Genomic DNA, 18,202 nt, shown 5'->3' with positions numbered 1-18,202 from the left:
GTACTTTGTTATAAATTAATTCAAGTTTCGCTTGCAAAGATATATTTTTTATTGGGAAAACAAGCAAAAAATTGTTTTTTTATTGCAAAATTCAAAGAAAATGATTAACTTAGCCGCCGAAAACAGTAATATAAACCAATAAGTATGAAAAATATTATTCTATCAATTGTCATGCTCGCCGCAACATACATCACAGCGGCAGCACAGACAGCACCACAGGTGCAGACAGTAAACGGAATCCTCGAGGGCATCGACTGCTCGGGAGTAAAAGTATTCAAAGGCGTGCCATTTGCTGCACCACCAGTTGGCAACCTCAGATGGAAGGCTCCACAGCCCGTGGAGAAATGGGAGGGAGTGAGACAGGCAAAGGACTTCGGTCCAAATCCCATGCAGGAAAACCTCTTTGGCGACATGATGTTCGGCACTAAGGAGATGAGCGAAGACTGCCTCTACCTTAATATATGGACCCCGTCGAAGACATGGAACGAGAAGTTGCCCGTGTTCATCTACTTCAACGGCGGCGGACTAATGGCAGGCAGCGGCAGCGAACCCCGCTATGCAGGAATGACACTCGCCCGCAACGGCATCGTAGCCATCACCGCCAACTACCGCGAAGGCATCTTCGGATTCTTCGCCCATCCCGAGTTGTCGAAAGAGACCGCCTATCGTGGGTCGGGCAACTATGGTTTTCTCGACCAGGTGGCTGCCATACAGTGGGTGAAGGAGAATATCTCTGCCTTCGGTGGCGACCCCGACCGCATCACCATTATGGGTGAATCGGCTGGATCCATGTCGGTGAGTGCTCTGATGGCTTCTCCCCTTAGCCGCAACATCATCGCACAGGCTATGGGCTCCAGCGGCTCCGTCCTCGGCAAAGACCGTTGGAAGACTCTCGCGGAGGCTGAACAGCTCGGTGTGGAAAAGGTGAAGAGCATGGGGTATAAGAAAATAGCAGATTTAAGAAAACTGTCAGCCGACGAACTCATGCGCCTTGCAGCCGTGAAGAGCGTGCCCACATACAACATCGACGGGTATTTCATGCCCAAACAACCCATGGATATCTATGCTGCAGGCGAACAGGCACAAGTGCCATGCCTCATCGGCAACAACAATGCCGAGATGCCCGCCTTCGCCTTCCTCGCAGGCGGAGCGCCCACCATCGCCGGCCTCTCCCCTGCCGTTGAAAACTGGCTTGGAGTGAAGGCAAGCGAAGTGCTGCCCCTATATGGCATACACACCGATGCCGACATCTTCGGATTGCCCGGCTATGCCCTTGGCGGCGACATCTTCATAGTCTATTCCACATGGAAATGGCTCGACATGCAGCAGAGCACAAGTCCCAAGCCCGTATATCGCTACAAGTATTGCCACCCCCGTCCTGATATGAAGCAGAAAGACCTCGTGGCAGGCCTTGCAGGCGGGGTACAGAAAAAGGACGACTCAGCTCCCGCAATGCCGCCGACACCCGGAGCAGTCCACTCCGCCGACATCGAATATCAGATGGGCAACCTCCCCACCAACGATGTCTTCGACTGGAAAGCCGACGACTATGCTGTGTCAGAGGTATTCCTCAAGTTCTTCGTCAACTTCATTAAGACAGGCAACCCCAACGGACTCGGTCTGCCCACATGGGATCCCATCAACGGCAAGGCTGTAGCCCCCGTGATGATGATTGACCGCCAGTCGCGCCAGGAGATTCTTCCCGACGTCGAAGCCCGCTATCGCTTCATCGACAAATGCCTGATGAAGAAATAATTTGACATGATATGAAGATAACAACCATATTAAAAGACATCTTCCTCGCCCTTGCCTCCACCCTTCTCTTTGGTGGAGGCATAGAATACTCCGTCGTCATCTCCACCACCCGCAGTCCCCACGACATCACCATCTTCATGAACGAAGACTACAATCGTGCCCTGCGCTTGATGAAACAAATAAACACGGCGAGGTCTCTGTGTTTTATATAACCGTTACATTCATCACCACGTCGTCCACTGGTCTATCATTTCTTCCCGTAGATTCCCGTTGAAACAGATTCAAGTATATCATAGTTGTTCATTTTTGTTGCAAAGATACATATTATTATTCTAACCACCAAGAGATTTGCTTAAAATATGCTTCTGGTTTAGCAAAACCCAAACAAAAGAATATCGAGAGAATACGGAAAGTTCTTGATACCGTTGGGCGGAATAGGTGGAAACAACGGATACATTGATGAATATCAATTATTAAGCCTTAATTATGATAGATGTCAATAAATAGAGGGAAATAGACTCCACTGCCAACACCCACTATTGGCAGTTAAGCCCCGTGGACTTATACGATGAACTGAAGAGAGAAAGAGTCAAGCTATTCTAAATAAACAAACACATTTTATATATAACTCCAGTTGGTTACAATTTGTAACCAACTGGAGTATCCTATATCGCAAACTACTACGTAACGCAGCGCAGCCACTGGGAGCGTGGGAATCTCGCCAGCGGCTAATAATCAAGGTAATAAAAAGCCCCCGGCGCATAAGAAATTCCGCCAAAAATTTGGAGATTTCATATTTTCTTTATAATTTTGCCGCCGAAGAACAATTAAAGAGATAATGATATGGCAGCAATAGAAGACAGATACATCAGTTTGCTCACCGACTTCGGCTTTAAGCGGATATTCGGCACAGCCCCCAACAAGGATCTGCTGATAAATTTCCTTAATTGCCTGTTCGCCGGACGTAAGGTAATCAAGGACTTGAAATACAATAACTCCGAACACGTTGGTGACATATACACCGAGCGCAAGGCCATTTTTGACGTCTATTGTGAGAGTGTCGATGGAGAGAAGTTCACTGTCGAGATGCAGAATGCATCGCAGAAGTATTTGAAGGACAGGACAGTATTCTATTCTACATACCCTATACGCGAACAGGCACCTAAGGGAGATTGGGATTTTAAGCTTGACCCAGTCTATACCGTTGCTTTGGTCAATTACGAAATGAATGAAGAAGCCTTTGACCAACAGGCAATTAGCCATCAGGTTCAGCTCTGCGACACCGCAACAAAGCGTGTCTTCTACGACAAGTTGGAGTTTATATATGTTGAAGTGACCAAGTTCAACAAGACTGAGGACGAACTTGTCACTCTATATGACAAGTGGATTTACGCCTTGAAGAATCTTGCCAAACTCACAGACCGCCCGGCTGCACTTCGAGACAAGATTTTCGACCGTCTGTTCCAGGTGGCAGAAATAGCAAGATTTACCCCAACAGAACTTCGTGAGTACGAGGATAGCCTCAAGGCCTATCGTGATATGAAGAACAGTTTGGACACAGCGGAGGAAAAGGGTGTTATAAAAGGCATAGAAATTGGCCGTGCAGAAGGCCGTGCAAAAGGCCGTGCAGAAGGTCGTGCAGAAGGTATTATGTTAACAGCCAAGAACTTAAAGTCGATGGGCTTAAGCATTGCAGATATCATTAAGGCAACGGGATTGTCAGAAAATGACATAATGAAACTATAAGCGAATCATAGGGATAGGTTCACTTAGTTCATCGACCCGAAAGAGTGAACCAATGTACCTGTCCCCTATGATTCAAATCCGACCGTTTTCAATCCTTTTCATTGCAGTCACTCTACGATAGATTGCAAGTGTTTTTTGCCATCTTCGCTGACCAACGGAACCAGGGTACAAATTGTACCCCAGTTGACATTAAGACCTTCGTCCCTGCTTTTCATTCTTCAACAATAGAGAAGTACCACTTCTCTTCCTTATCGTCCCATACGGTACGAATCTTTCTGTCTTCAAACAGTTTGGATATTTCACGTTTCGTCATATAGCCTTCAACTTTAGTTTGCAATACCTTTTGGTATGCGTCTGCAAAAATAATGATAATTTGCGAGACAAACAATATTGATGATATATATTTATAATTTTTTTTATATCAATACTTCTGTTTACTCGGAATAACTCCCCTCACCCCGCCTTTCTGATTTGGCACATCACCCTTGTATCTAGGAATAAGGTGCATATGGCAGTGGAAGACACTCTGTCCGGCAGCCTCGCCAATATTGATACCAACGTTAAATCCATCGGGATGATACCGCTCTTCAACCTTTTGACGTACATACTGAAGCATTACGTTCATCGCTTCGCGCTCGTGATTGGTGAGATCGAAATACGAGGCAACATGACGTTTGGGAATAATGAGGGCATGACCTGGCGACACAGGATAGCCAGGGATGAGACTCCATGACTTGGCAGTCCTCTTTGGCATGTATCTGCATAATGGATACAAACCAAAAGTATTTGTATGTAGCCACCGTATTTGAGAATATTTTCCCAAGGCGACTTGTTGACAATATGTCTGATTGAGGTATATTCATTAGTATATCGATTTATTTCGAATTAAATACGTAAAAGTAATAAATATCTTCGAAAATACAAAGAAAATTTATCTTATTTAAGGTTTTTGTGAATTACTGAAGTGAATGTATCATCTTGCTCGATGGAAATGTATAAGGAAAGGGGAAGTGAATTTGGATAAAACGGGGAATTAAGTTATATTCCGCAGTGCGGAACGTACGTTCACCACTGCGGAATGTACATACGCCACTGCGGAACGTACATTCCGCACTGCGGAACATAAACCATTTGCCCTATTGTGATACATTTACTTTGGGTATCAACTATAAATTATAATGGCTATCTACTTAAAATTATACTGGGTATCTACTAAAATTATGATTAGGTATTATTATGACATATTACAAAATTCCCTATTTATCTCTCCTTACAAGCCCTATAACCTTGCTATTTCCCTCTGCCCTGACTACATATACACCAGGAGAAAGCTCTGCCTCGCATTTGCCAAGGAATGGAGTGGCACGATGGCGGAGTATGCCATCGGTGGTGTAGAAGAGGACATCGGAATCTGTGGAGAGACCAGAGACCGACACACGGCAATGGTTGATGGATATTGTCCATCTGGCACTGTTTTCATCACGTTCACCGATGTCAGGACGCACACCGCCGATTGTCAATGAGAATCTACCTGTGGTAAGCACCGGGGATGCAGGAGTCTCGCCTGCGGTAATCTCGGCAGTATAAGCCTCTTCCATGAGATTAGTGACAATGCCCGTTTGATAGTCCTTTAGCCATACCTCGGTGGTGGCGGGTGAAACGCCTGCACTCCTATCGAGCGAGAAGGTGTAACGACCGGTTGAGCCAACCCTCGTAGCCAAGGATATTTCCTTTTCAACAGGAGCAGCACCTACCAACGACATCATCTCGCCTCCTGCTCCGCATACGGCTATGTCGGGGATAGCGGGATTCATCGACATGAACTTCGCTCCGTCGCGGTTGATGGAATATACCAAGGATGCGTACTCGTCAGAGGTGTTATCCACTGGCTGCAGACTGACAACGCCAGCCGCATGTGAAACGCCAACGCTCCTAGAGGCATCCTCACTTGTTGCATCTGCGTAAGACAAGTAGATGTTGAGGGCGGAACGGGTGCTGGCCGTGTTAGGAGTAGCAGAAGAGGTATAGAAGAGCTGGGCAAATTGGAGTTTCTCTACATCGTTGATGGTTGCCGTCTGTGTGAAGAAGGCATCTCCGGGCGAGAGTGTGTTATCAGATTCCCACGATCGCTTCGTCACATAGCTTCCCTTGGGTTCCATAGTGTATATGACATGCGGCACATTCATGGCATAGGAGCCATCTTCCATCTGTTTGGATATTGGATATGCACTGATGAGATAAGGCATGCCCTTGAGATTCCATCCCATATTATATACAGAGGTAAAGTCAGAGCCGCCGCCGGTTGATGTGCGGTCGTCATATTGAGTGAGGGTGACATAATCCTCATCGGCAGACTCGCGATAAGGATAGTCAGCGGCAGTCGCTCCGTATGCGGTGAAGCGAAGTGTTTGCTTTGTAGCTGTAGAGCCTCGGTCGATGAGCATACCCTCGTTAGCTGTTCGGGTAGCTGTAGTGAGCTGTTTCCAGCATGTAGAGTTGCTCTCTGCAAAGCTGTACTTATAGTGGCTTCGTGCCTCACCGTCATACTCGTATCGAGAGAATGGGGCAACGGCTTTTTCCGTAACATTGTTATTTGAATCGTAGGTGGTGGTAGTAACGAAAGGCATTACGCCCTTATCGTCCGTCCCATAGTCCATGTCAAATGGCAGTGAGAAGAGGGAGTATTGTCCCTCAATTGTTCTCTCGGCAGACACATAGCGGAGGTGGATTGTGTTGCCCTGACCGTAGAGCGAACCGCCCTCTAATGAAAGGACGTAGCCAGGGCGCAGAGGATTGTCATCGGTAAAGTAATGCGATGTCACATTACCCGCTCCGTCGGTTATATTCTTACATACTAATTTACCTGCTGGCTGCAGATAAACCACCGAACCCTCGTGCGGATAATTCTGTCTGTTGTAATTATCAGGGTCAGCATCGACAAAGAGATCATTGGGATCTACAGTGCCTGACTCCGTCATCGCACCCGTTGACCATGTCTCAAAGCATCCTTTATCCACCCGGGTACCAAGGAACCGGGGATTGCCGAGAAGGTCACGGTCTGAGGTATAATCAACATACTGCTTGAGGTTTTCTGACACATGGCTCTTACCATCGTATTTGCCAGCGGCATCTTTTGACGTGCCATTGTCGCCTCCTTCAATATTAGTAGTTCTCTCATGCAACTGATACCAGAGGTTGCGGTTGCTTACATCAGCCTCAGGTATCTTTCCATGATAAGCCGTAGAAGAATGACGGAAATACGGGGCGAAAGGCATGGCCGCGTCTGTCTCCTTATACATTATATTATTAATGGCATTTGAGGCGGGGGTGACTTGAGCCAAGTCACCTCCTACTACGGTGCAGTTGAGCATATAGCCGTTAGCTTCAAGCGAGACGAGAGCATCTGAAGTTTCAGCCACCTTGTTGTCACGTATGAGCGTGTTGTAGAGCAGTCCCGACTTCATATTGACAAGCGGCTGGTTAGTGGAAGTAATCTCATTGTTGGCAATGATGGAGTTGCGTAGAGCCACATTGCCTTTCTGTATATCCACCACGGGCGAAGCGGATGAGTTTGCATCACCGTTATCGGCATTACCAATCAGAAGGCCGTCGAAGAGGCAATAGTCCAAATCCTCTGTCGATTTGACTCCATTGACTATGGTATGCTTGGAATAAGAAGAAGCCATACCGTCGCGGTCGGAATCCATTGCCTTGATATAATCTATAATCTTGTCGTCATCGTATGACTTACTTCCGTCATCATGCGTTGTCTCCACTACTCCCGTATTGATGCCTGTGGTTGACGGCAGACTTCCATAAAGCGTTACGTTGTCGCGCATGGTGATGGTCTCACCGGTAGATGTGGCCATACCCTTGACAAAGACATACGATTTCTCTTTATTATGTACGTTAGAATAAACGGCTGCGGCATCGATGGCTTTCTGGAGATTGCCCTTGGTATATGCCTTTTCCCATGAGAATCCATTGTAGTCGGCACTTGACGACACACGTTCGGGATTGACATAGAGCACACGGCTCAGAGTGGCAATACATTCGTAAGCTCCACGCTCCATACCGGCAGAGCCGTAATGGCGGGTGTTGGCGGCAAGGTCGAAGTCCTGCTTCACCAAGTCCACATAATATGGGTCGTTGACATCATTGGCATTCGAAATAGCCACGTCAGAAGTATAAGGATACCTTCCCGTGAGGTCCTTCACGAGTTCCACATATTTCTTAGGCGATGCCTTACCGATAATCTTTGCACTCGGGTTGACACGGAAGTCACGCGAAGCCTTAGCCCAATTGTCATCATCGGCAGCAGACAATGCGGGGTCAAAGAAGTTCGGGCCTTGCAGCACGTTGTTGTTGTCAGATGACAAGGTCACATTATTATTGACTTCATATTCTGGACTGAGCGACGATATGGCATTATATGTCATACTTCCAGAGGAAAGTCCTGTCCATTCATCAGTAGTCTCATATCCATTATTTCTCCAAAGCACAGAGTTATGCATTTCCGACTTGCCCTGTTCAGTGTTACTGAATTGAATACTACCGCCATTGAGAGCAAAAGTGCAGTTTACCACCTTAGTGTCTGTACCGACGAGCGGACTACCCGTATTACTATGGAATACGGAGTTATATATCAGAGCCTCACCTCCACCCTCGCCTATCGTTACTGCCGGCACTTCTGAGGTTGCTCCATTGATGAGGAAGTCGCAGCGGTTCATCGTCAGCTTATAGAGAGGATATTTAGATTCTGTGCCGCTGATTGGATATTGTGTATATTCAACACCATTATCGCTGACATTCTCTCCATTCTCCGTAACGTATGATTTGCCAACAAAAGTATTGTCATCTATCTTCTGATCCTTATAGAACACAGCGGCTCCGCCTGAGCAACTGTTTCCGGCAATATCTTTATGCGGCTTAGACTTAATATTACAGAAGGTCAATCCGTCGAGATATACAGGAACTACATAGTCTTTCACATTGGTAGTAACCTTATTATCTGTAGAAGAACCCGACGATTCCCTCTGCCTTACATCACCTATCACAAACACATGTCCGAGCAGATTGCCATCCACACCTGAGCGTTCTGAAGCAAAAAGATATACGGGATAGTCGTGAATGTTCTCCAATCCCTGCACATCCTTACTATAGCCTCCACGTATAGTAAGGGAGTTCACACCCTTGGATGTCGAGCCACTCCAATCGGGCGGCACTACACCCGTGGTGATGTCGGTAGTGATAGTGAAACCGAGATTGCCGTTGATGGTATATACGGGTTGGTATCGTCCTTCGAGCATACGGATTTCCTTGTCGTGTCCGTTGCGCGATGCGAGCAAGGTCTCTATAGCTCGCTGCACGTCGCTCGTAGCCGTTGCCCAAGTCTTGCCGTCAGCCACCGAGGCACTGGTTCTCTCCTGCTGCGTCACCCAAAGCACATCGATATGTCCGTCCTCCACCGACGGGTCGAGCTTAACGTGCTGGTATTCATACACGCCGAGATCAATGTAAGTTTGGTGGTGAGTAGGGTTAGGGTCAGTGGAAATACGCAGCATCGCCTTGCCCGTACCATCGGCGTATGTCATATACTCGTCTTTGCCTATAGGCACAGCCGTCTCACCCGTGTTGACATTGTCATAGTCGTAAGCAGTGCGGCGGTAGATACCGGCACCCGCCGCCTTTGCCCCTGAGGTGCTCTGACTAACGGTATTTCCCTCATCGTCAATATAGACAAACTTAGGGTCATCACCCTTCAGGTCTTGCTGGAGGAATGTCCATCCATTATCCACGAGGTTGTTGATACGACCTATCATCCAGTCGGCAGAGGTGTAATATCCAGCCTTTCCTGCCTTTGACGACGGGTTGATAAAGTTCGGTCCGTTGATGGCGTCGTTGTCAGAGTCTATGATGATATTGCAAGTCACGGGGTTGAGCCCTGTCCCGGGATCCTTGTCGGGATTATCTTCTGTTGACTCTTTGATAGTTGTGTTATCCGCATCGAGATAGTTATATTTGCCAGTCCACAGCGAAGGTATGAAAGTTCCGAATCCCGTATAATCCTGAAGTCGGTAATCTATGTTTTTATTGGAGTTTACAGGGGCGTTGCCCTTACCTGCCTCGTAAGCGCAGAACCACAGCATCTCGGCGTTCTTGGTACTACTATTTAAGTCCTGGGCAAAGTTGGCAACCTTGTCCATCCCGCTGTCACCCGTCACCTCATTGCCCCAGAATATGGTGTTGACAATCTTATGCGGATTGTTTTTCACGAGGTCGGGGTTCGTAGTGTCTCCGCCCTTGTTTGCTGAATAACAATAAACGGCAGGATAACCGTAAGCAAGGTTGCGAACCACGTCACAGTTTATCATGTGTAGCGAGGCATACTCTCCGAGCAGCACAGCACCTCCCAAACCTGTCAGGTCGCCTCCGTCATTTGGATAGTTTGTGTCAGCCTCGTTGTTTGCAAACAGCGAGTTTACTATCACGGTGTTGTAGCTGGCGTTGATGGCGCCGCCACGTCCTGCGTATGTCACGTTGGTGCCGTTGACTTTGTCAGTCTCCACCTTGGCATAGTTCTGCACGAAGTTGCAGGCGAACACCTTCAGTTCGCTGTCGGTGAAGATGGCACCTCCAAGGCATCCTCCGTTGTTGCGGAAGTTGCAGTTGCGCACCTCAATAGGTATGCTTCTATATCCTACAGGCCTCTCGATAGCATTGCCGCTACCATCCGTATATGTTCTTAAGAAATCACCTGTAGTCCAGTTGCCTTCGACACAGATGGCACCCCCCTTATAGTATGTTGATTTACTGTTCACGGCTGTTGCGTCATATCCTATAGCCATGCCGTCCTCGATCTCCACACCGTCGATGATGACAGGCACACCACGCTCCCATGGAACAGTGCCGTTGCCGGCATTTGAGTCATATTTCTCACTCTTGCTGTCGTGATATGTAATCGTAGCATCAGGCAGTCCTCCTACGTGTTTTTCATCAGCAATACAAGCAATAACGTGATATACATTTTCATTGGAATTACCGTTCACCACCTGTCCTGACAGAATGGTCTGCACTGCCATCTCCCACGGTTCAGCAATGTTGTTGTGGTTGATGTCGGAGAGCTTTCTGCTATTTATGATGTCCTTAATCTCGGGATGGGAGATAACGACGGTTGAATTGCCATGAGTAAATGTTGTCGATGCAACATTGCTTTCTTGAAGATTTCCAACAGAAGCGATATTTCCATAATACGACTCTCCATCGCTTGTGCTTGTCTGCTTCACTTCCACACCTCCCACGATGGTCACGCCTTCAGGCACGAGATATGTACGTCCGCGGCTGTTCACATATTCTCCCTTGATGTTACGCATGGGGTAATATGTACCGCCGCTGAGGATAATCTCAAACTCCTGGTTTTTATATGCATACACAGAGTCGGTTTGTGCATCATTAAGTTTCTTCAGCTTACGTGCATCCCTCACGTATTCAAGTGCATCGTCGAGATAGCGCATGGGATAGGCGAACGACGAGCCTTCCTGCTGGTAATAAGGGCTTACTGTCTGGTTCTGCATCACCTCCACTGATGTAGTAGCCACGTCCTCCTCGTTTTTCACCACAAAGATGCGGGTCATGAGATTGCCGGCAGTAGCCACAGGCAGCACCAGTTCGCCGATGGCCCTGGCCCCGATGTCAATGAAGTCGTTGCCCTGAAATGTGCGGGTCACATTCGCCATGTCTTCGGCGGTAAGGGCATCACTCTCGACAAGGGCTTTATAGTCCTTATACTCCATACCTCCACGCGCCAACAGACTGTATTTCTTTATATTATAGAACTCATAACTATTATGCATTCTATTGACAGCCTTTCCCTCGCTGTCGGTATAGTCATGGTTGTACGTTTCTGTGGCGAAGCGCACACCCTTATCCACATCGGTATGCACTGCGATGTTGTTGATACCCGGTTCACGAGTAGTCTCTGTGGCGCAGAAGGATATGGGATAGTCGTCGATGGTAAGGTTGGTGTTCCCTGCATCCGAGGGTGTCACCATTCCGTTGACGTTCGACTGCTCGCTACCCGTGTTCTGCCAGAACAGCACACTGTTTGCCCTGACATTCGGCGTGCCGTCGGTGGTGAACGAGATACCTCCTCCCGCTCCGCTTGCCGTGTTATATATGATGTCGGACGTGAAGATGCGGGCAGGGTTGGTTGCGGCGTTGACATTCTCAGAGGATGCCGATGCCGGTTCTTCCACGTATAGTCCTCCTCCGTCACCCTTGGTTACCTCGTTATATTGCACGATACTTCCGCTCACCAATGCGCCCTCTTCGAGATACAGTCCACCCCCGGCATCCGTAGCCTTGTTGTTCTGCACCACGCAGTTGCGTATATGTGCATATCCCGTGACGATGGCAGCCCCACCCACACGAGTGTCTGTTCTTTGTCCCGTAGATTGCTTCTCGCCGTCGGCATTACCGTCTTCTATGAATAGTCCGTCGAGCACGGCACGGGCTGATATGTTTTTAAGAGCATCTTGTGTCTTGAGTGTTCCCTCTTCGGTATATGTATCATTGGTAAACGTCACCACATTATATACGTTTACATCCTGGTCGTCAGCCTGATACACACCGCTGAGGGTAGTGCGGTTTTTCAGCACGTCGCGGTTGTCGGTATAGTTGCCCTCAGAGTCCTTGGTATAGAATCCGTTGTCGTCAGCACTTGTGTAGGCGTCGCTATATCCTCCCCATACCTCCACTCCATGAGGCACGATGATAGTATAGTCGCGTGTGTTCACCTCCTGTCCCGAAGCCGTCACCTTGTTTGAGCGGCGGGGGCGATATACAAAGCCAGAATACTTGTAGGTTTTATTTCCGCTCTCCACACTTTCCGTTGGTGCATCGCCCGCCAACTTCACAATCACTTGTTTCTTGACTACATCGCCTTTATGCGAATACAAATATCTTCCCGCAGCATCCAGCACCTTCTGCAACTTAGTCCAGCAAGCGGCATTCTCAGGATTGGCAGCCGAGCCAGTGCCGCGTCCGTTTTGAGTGACATAGAATACCGCCTTGTCTGTGCTTGTCGTCTCATCCGGCGTAATGCTATAAGCTCCATTAAACTCGTATGCACCGATATCCACGGTACAGTCTTGGATGCGGTCGGCATATTGCGCGTCGTATGAAGGAAGCACAATATCGGCAGTACCCTCCATATTCTTACCCAACTGGTCAGTTCCCATGTTAATGGCAATAGCCCCTTCTTTCAGACTATAGTCACCATTGTCCGGATCGTTGAAGAGGTCTGAGACTGACAAACTCTTGTCATCCATATAAACGAATGAAGAAGCATCAACATTAGTATAGGAATTGTCAAAAGTCCTGTGAGTAGTTTTATTCTTAAACAGACAGTTTTTCAGAGTTATATTACCTTCGCCTGTATTACAGTCGAATTCTTTGGTATTATTTGTTGTATTATTATAAATAATGGAGTTATACACATCTATACGGCCATTTGAGAACCATTTTCCAGAATACAGTGTATATGGTCCTTCATTAGCCGTAATTGTATTATTATAGAATCTACCATTCTCAAAGAACACGCCAGTACCTTGCCTTGTTCCGTTACCTGTAATCTTATTATGAATGACAGAAGTGTTGAATACAGTACCAGTTCTTTGATAAAGTCCTCCACCAAAGACATTATTGTCAGAACCGCCTTCACCATTTAATATATTACCATCAATCTCACAGTTTTCAATTATTCCACCATTTTGGAATATGCCACCTCCACGAGTATTTGATTTTGACGACAGAATATTATTTGTTATCACACAGTTAGCCAAACGTCCATTGATACGCAAAGCCACTCCAGCTCCACCGTCACGCTGATGTGTAATCTTGGTTCTTCCGTTGCGGATAACAAAACCATCCCAACTGGTAATGACACAGAATGGATTAATTGGGTTGTTATCAAACTCCAGGTTATTTCCTTGAGTGCTACCATTGATATTTCCTTTTCCTTTAAAATAAGGATATGGCTGGGTCAATACGCGTTGTGTCTTGTATGCCATCTGATATGCATTGAGATCGTATGTATACCCCCCGGAAACACCTTTAACAAATATTCCGTTGTTTCCAAACTGTATGTCTTTGGGGTCAAAATATTTTCCGTCACCATATACAGAATTTACTGTTAGTTTGATATATCTGGCACTAATTGTGGAACCAAAGTCTGTAAGGCTCTCTAATTCATTATCAACTGTTAATCCTGATATAGTATTCCAAGAAGAATAATCTGATGAATAATCAATCGTTATTGAATTTGGCTTATAGCTTCTACTTATCAATTTCATTTGACTTATGGAATACTCCTGTCTCATATCAATAGTGATGTATTGTGGCAAAGTAGGTAAAGATGGATCCTTCCAAGCTGTATGCCAATAAGTATTTTCATCACCGTCAATTGCATGTGCAGCCCTTCCTGTAGTACCCTCACCATTAGTTTCTTCAGTGGAAAATTCCTCTACAGTCCACTGAGTTCTATCTAAAGGGGAAAAATCAGAAGAAGATGTACCTGTTCCCAAATATATTTCCTTCAAATCGGTATAGCTGTTGGAATAAGTATTTATGATATTGATTCTGACATAACGAGCTGTAGCAGCCTCTCCCATAAAACAATAGCATGGATTCTCGTTTGACATAGTATAAGAGAATTGTTTTTTGTTATCCGTCCACAAGTCATAATCAGTGACTGGGGAATTATCACAATACTCTATCAAAATATTCTTAATCTTATAATTTCTCGCATATAATTTCACCGCATTAAAACTTTGCGATGACGACAAATCCAATGTTATGTGCTGTTGATTGGTTCCTTTTTTTATTGTATGCCAATAAGTAGATGTACTATTATCAATAGCCTGTTCTACCCTACCATTCGAGCCTTCTCCATTGACCTCTTCTGAAGAAAAACTCTTTATTCTCCAGTTTGTCCGATCAACAGGTTCAAAATTTGATATTTGATTCTTATAAAGACCTAAATTGTTTTTATAGTCATCCACCTGAGGCCCCCATGCTCCTGTACCAGTAACACCTGTCTCAGTCACCTCGCCATTTGTCAATGTCTCAAGGATAGAGGTCTTGGGTACACGCTCTTTCATACCAGGGGATTGAGGGTCGCCTCCCTTGCCAGGGAAACCACCATATACATCCACTGCATCACGCATGAAGAAGCCTTCGCGACGGATGTATTCACCCTCGCCTATCCAGACTTGAACTCGCTTACTCTTGTCAACAGTTGAGACATCTATAGTTGTACGGTTAGGATTGACTGTGCTTTGACTTCCGGGATTGAAGTGCGTCACACCTGGAATCTCTGTGTATTTGATTAAATTGTCTGCATTCCTCTCCAACGAGCGGGCAAAAGCCTCGTCCACTGCCCACTGGAGACCTGTGAGCTGATAACCTTCCTCATACAACTCGGCATCCACTCCGCTAAAGTTGTGGTTGTTCGTATATTTGTCTGACTCGAGGTTTCCATTGATGGCATTCTGCCATGATGAACCGTCACCATCCCTTGAGTAGTCTATTGTTCCGTCGGCATTGCGGTAGTCACGCACATAAATAACCTTGCCGTAAGGTGGCTGGTAGCCTCCCTCAACATCCTCATTGGAAGTGTCACCTTCTGTCACTTCATTGTGGTTCTCCACTGCACCAATGTCGGCTGCACCGCCATAGTTGCGGAAGAATACAGTTGTCATGTCCTTGCCAAAGTTAGAATCAGTGGCTGAGGAACCTGTCTCGTTTGCGGCATTCACCATGGGATTGGTGTTCATCGGCATCCAGTTGGGGTCGCCACCGTACATCGTCACGTCGCCCTCCTTGTTCACTCCAATGTTGCTCGTGGGGTTGACGAACTTGGGATAGGTGGAGGTATATGAGGAGTGATAGGAGAACTTGGAGGTGGCTACTGCGATTGCAACAGCATCACTAACTCCCAAGTCCATCATATTATTTGCTTTCGTTGCTCCGTCGGATAATTCTATTTTTCCACTTGATGTTGTGAAGGTTACGACATTAGGGTCGGGATTGGACTCCGTGGCAGTAAGGTCGGTAATCTTCAGATTAGAAGAGCCGCTATTTGAGCCATAATTGATATTGGCATGAAGGGCAGTGTTCTTCACCTTGATGTTGGCATTATCAGTTGCCATCACGCCATATCCCACGTTGCCACGGATGAGACAGTGGTTGAGGGTGAGCGTGGCGTTGCTGCCCGTAGCCTCAACGGTGGCTGCCTGCTGACGGGTCACGGCATTGTTATGGAAGATGCAGTTCTCCACATCCACCTGCATCACGGCTCCTGGAGTGTTGCGCAGGAAAAGGGCGGAGCCTTGCGAGGCGGTGCAGTTGGCTACTATACAGTTGCGTATCTTAATGTCATTCATCGGAAGGTTGTCATAACTGTTGATGACGGCTATGCCCGCACCTCCCTCCAAAGCGAGGGTGGGCAGCACACTGCTCGTCTGGGCATTGGCGAAGTAGAGCTGCAATCCATCCACAATGACGTCGGTCGCTCCATGGCGCACTGTGATGATATGACAACCGTTTTCGGCATAGTCGCTACCAGTGATGTTGGCAGTTATGCGGGTTGGGTAAGCCTTAGGATTGCGCTTGGAAATGTCAATATTAGTGAGCGACGAGGCGAAACCGCCATACAGTCGCACGTGGCTCGGAAGATCTATAAAAGACGAGCGGATATGGGGCAGATAGGAATTTCCAGCCGTTGTGGCAGTGCCCTGCTTGACAAGAATCTGCACGGGGCTGTCTGCCATTGGTTTAAGCGTTTTCACATAATCCAAAGCATCGTTGATATTGCTGAAAGCGTTCTCCCAAGAGCTTCCCAACGTCGCATCATTATCAAGCGACACTACGGCATCGGTGGTGGGGTCGATAAACACTGTCCTTATCGGAGTGGTATTGTCCTCAATACTTGCCACCGAGGCACTTGCACCATTAAGGCTATTGGCCACAAAAGCCCCAAGCACGCAGCGGGGGGCAAACTGATTGCCTATGATATCCTCAGTGATATGGGCAGCAACGATGTCATTGCCGTTGGTGTCATAATTACCGGAAGTGGGATAGTCGTTGAGCTGCATACCCTGATGACGCAGATATGACGAGGCGCGGGGATTCCATCGCCCCGTGGCAGTAGTATTGTCAATCACACCAGCAGAGCCGGGAACGTCGGTGAAGTCAGGGTAATATCCCGGAGTCGAGGTGTTGCTATTTTCCTCATTCAAGGAATACACTCCGTTGGTGCGCTTCACCGTACCGCTCCAATCGACGTAGTTGTATTTGGAGAGAGCCACGAAGTCGAGCTTCACCTTTGGTGTAGAGGCATGCTCACGGTATGTGGCATACTGCACATTGTTGTTGGCAGCCACCTCATTGCCCCATATCACGGAGTTGGTCACCATACCGCCGCCATCCACATAGAGTCCGCCACTGCGTCCGTAGCGCCGGTTGTTATACACCACTCCCGCTCCCACACATTTGTTGTATGTGATGGTGAGGTGGTTGAGCAGACCGCCATTCTTCATAAATACTCCTCCTGCCTCTGCCGATGATGTGTTGTTGTTCACCACGCATCCTGTGGCGAATGAAGCATATCTCGCATTGTCGTTGGCAGGCTGCGAGGAGAAAGCTATGGAGAGTCCGCCGCCACATCTTGCGGCATTGTTCTCGATGAGGCAATGGCGCACTATGCCGCCATCGTCGCAAGCCACTCCACCTCCATAACCGTCGGTAACACCCACTCCACCCGACTGGTTCTGGGTGACATAGCATTGCTCCATCAGTCCTCCGCCGTCCATATACACACCTCCACCACGCAGCGACGATGAGTTCTGGCGGATGATACAGTTGCGCATCACGGTGTTGCCCACCATATACACTCCGCCGCCATAACTGTTGTGATAAGCATGAGAGCCGTCAGTTTGCTCGGGCACGGTGCGGTTGGAGGCATTGCCGTCGCGTATGGTAAAGCCGTCGAGACCGGCGGTATGGGCAAGAGCCACGCCGCGGTTCTTGTCATTAAGACCGGAGGAATGGGTTGAGGTGTTGGTGGCAAACCATACCACATGGTATGAGTTGCCCGTAAACGACTCGTCGTATTCGTTCTTTAATGAGTTCCACTTCATCGGGTCTTCCGTAGAGCTACTGTGATTACCGCTGAGCGTGGTGGTGTTCTTCATTCGCCACTTCAATCCTGTGGCCTGAGAGATTGTCCTTTCCGAACCGTCAGCATCAAAGACGATACGTTCTTCGGGAGTGGCTTCGGGATTTGCAGCATCAAATCCTCCATACACCGTTATGCCTTCATATATGAGAAAAGAAGTATATAGCACACCATCGCCACCGGGGGTAGAAGTGGTGGGTCGGTATGTTCCAGCCGCCACATACACGCGTCCCTCCGTGATGCCGTTTCGGGTCATATAGTCGTGAAGCGACTCTATGGCATCCTGCAGGTTGTTCTTAGCCTGCGCCCACGATGTTCCGTCGTTGGCATAGTTGCCCGACGTTGTGACATATCGTACAGGACCGCTGAAGCTACCCGTCTGCGCAAAAGCCGTGGTGCAGAGGGCAAGCAAGGCTATTATCGTAGTGTATAATCTTCTTTTAATCAGCATATTATTATCTATTT

General features: G+C 47.6%; 5 protein-coding genes. 3 read left to right on the top strand and 2 right to left on the bottom strand.

Features of this window, described 5'->3' with window-relative positions; genetic code table 11:
- The first annotated feature begins 144 nt into the window (after positions 1–144).
- The 3 genes from CIK99_RS00880 (at position 145) to CIK99_RS00870 (ending at position 3,501) form a co-directional block, all read left to right on the top strand.
- Entirely contained in the window at positions 145–1,755 is a 1,611-nt protein-coding gene (locus CIK99_RS00880) for a carboxylesterase/lipase family protein (protein WP_094378818.1), read from the top strand.
- An 11-nt stretch (positions 1,756–1,766) separates the two neighbouring features.
- Positions 1,767–1,967: a hypothetical protein gene (locus tag CIK99_RS00875; protein WP_094378816.1), complete on the top strand. Its 201-nt coding sequence runs from the start codon at positions 1,767–1,769 to the stop codon at positions 1,965–1,967.
- A gap of 631 nt (positions 1,968–2,598) precedes the next feature.
- The gene (locus CIK99_RS00870) at positions 2,599–3,501 is read left to right on the top strand and encodes an Rpn family recombination-promoting nuclease/putative transposase (RefSeq protein ID WP_094378814.1); all 903 of its coding nucleotides are present in this window, start codon (positions 2,599–2,601) and stop codon (positions 3,499–3,501) included.
- A gap of 421 nt (positions 3,502–3,922) precedes the next feature.
- Here the strand turns inward: CIK99_RS00870 and CIK99_RS00865 are convergent, their stop codons facing one another.
- Entirely contained in the window at positions 3,923–4,255 is a 333-nt protein-coding gene (locus CIK99_RS00865; RefSeq protein ID WP_094378812.1) for an HIT family protein, read from the bottom strand.
- Positions 4,256–4,757: 502 nt separating this feature from the next.
- The gene (locus tag CIK99_RS00860; RefSeq protein WP_158215862.1) at positions 4,758–18,188 is read right to left on the bottom strand and encodes a discoidin domain-containing protein; all 13,431 of its coding nucleotides are present in this window, start codon (positions 18,186–18,188) and stop codon (positions 4,758–4,760) included.
- Between the last annotated feature and the right edge of the window lie 14 nt (positions 18,189–18,202).

Source organism: Prevotella sp. P5-92, assembly GCF_002251245.1.
In the GTDB taxonomy this organism is placed as follows: domain Bacteria; phylum Bacteroidota; class Bacteroidia; order Bacteroidales; family Bacteroidaceae; genus Prevotella.
The sequence above is the reverse complement of the archived record's forward strand: the minus strand, read 5'-3'. Positions and strand labels throughout refer to the sequence as shown.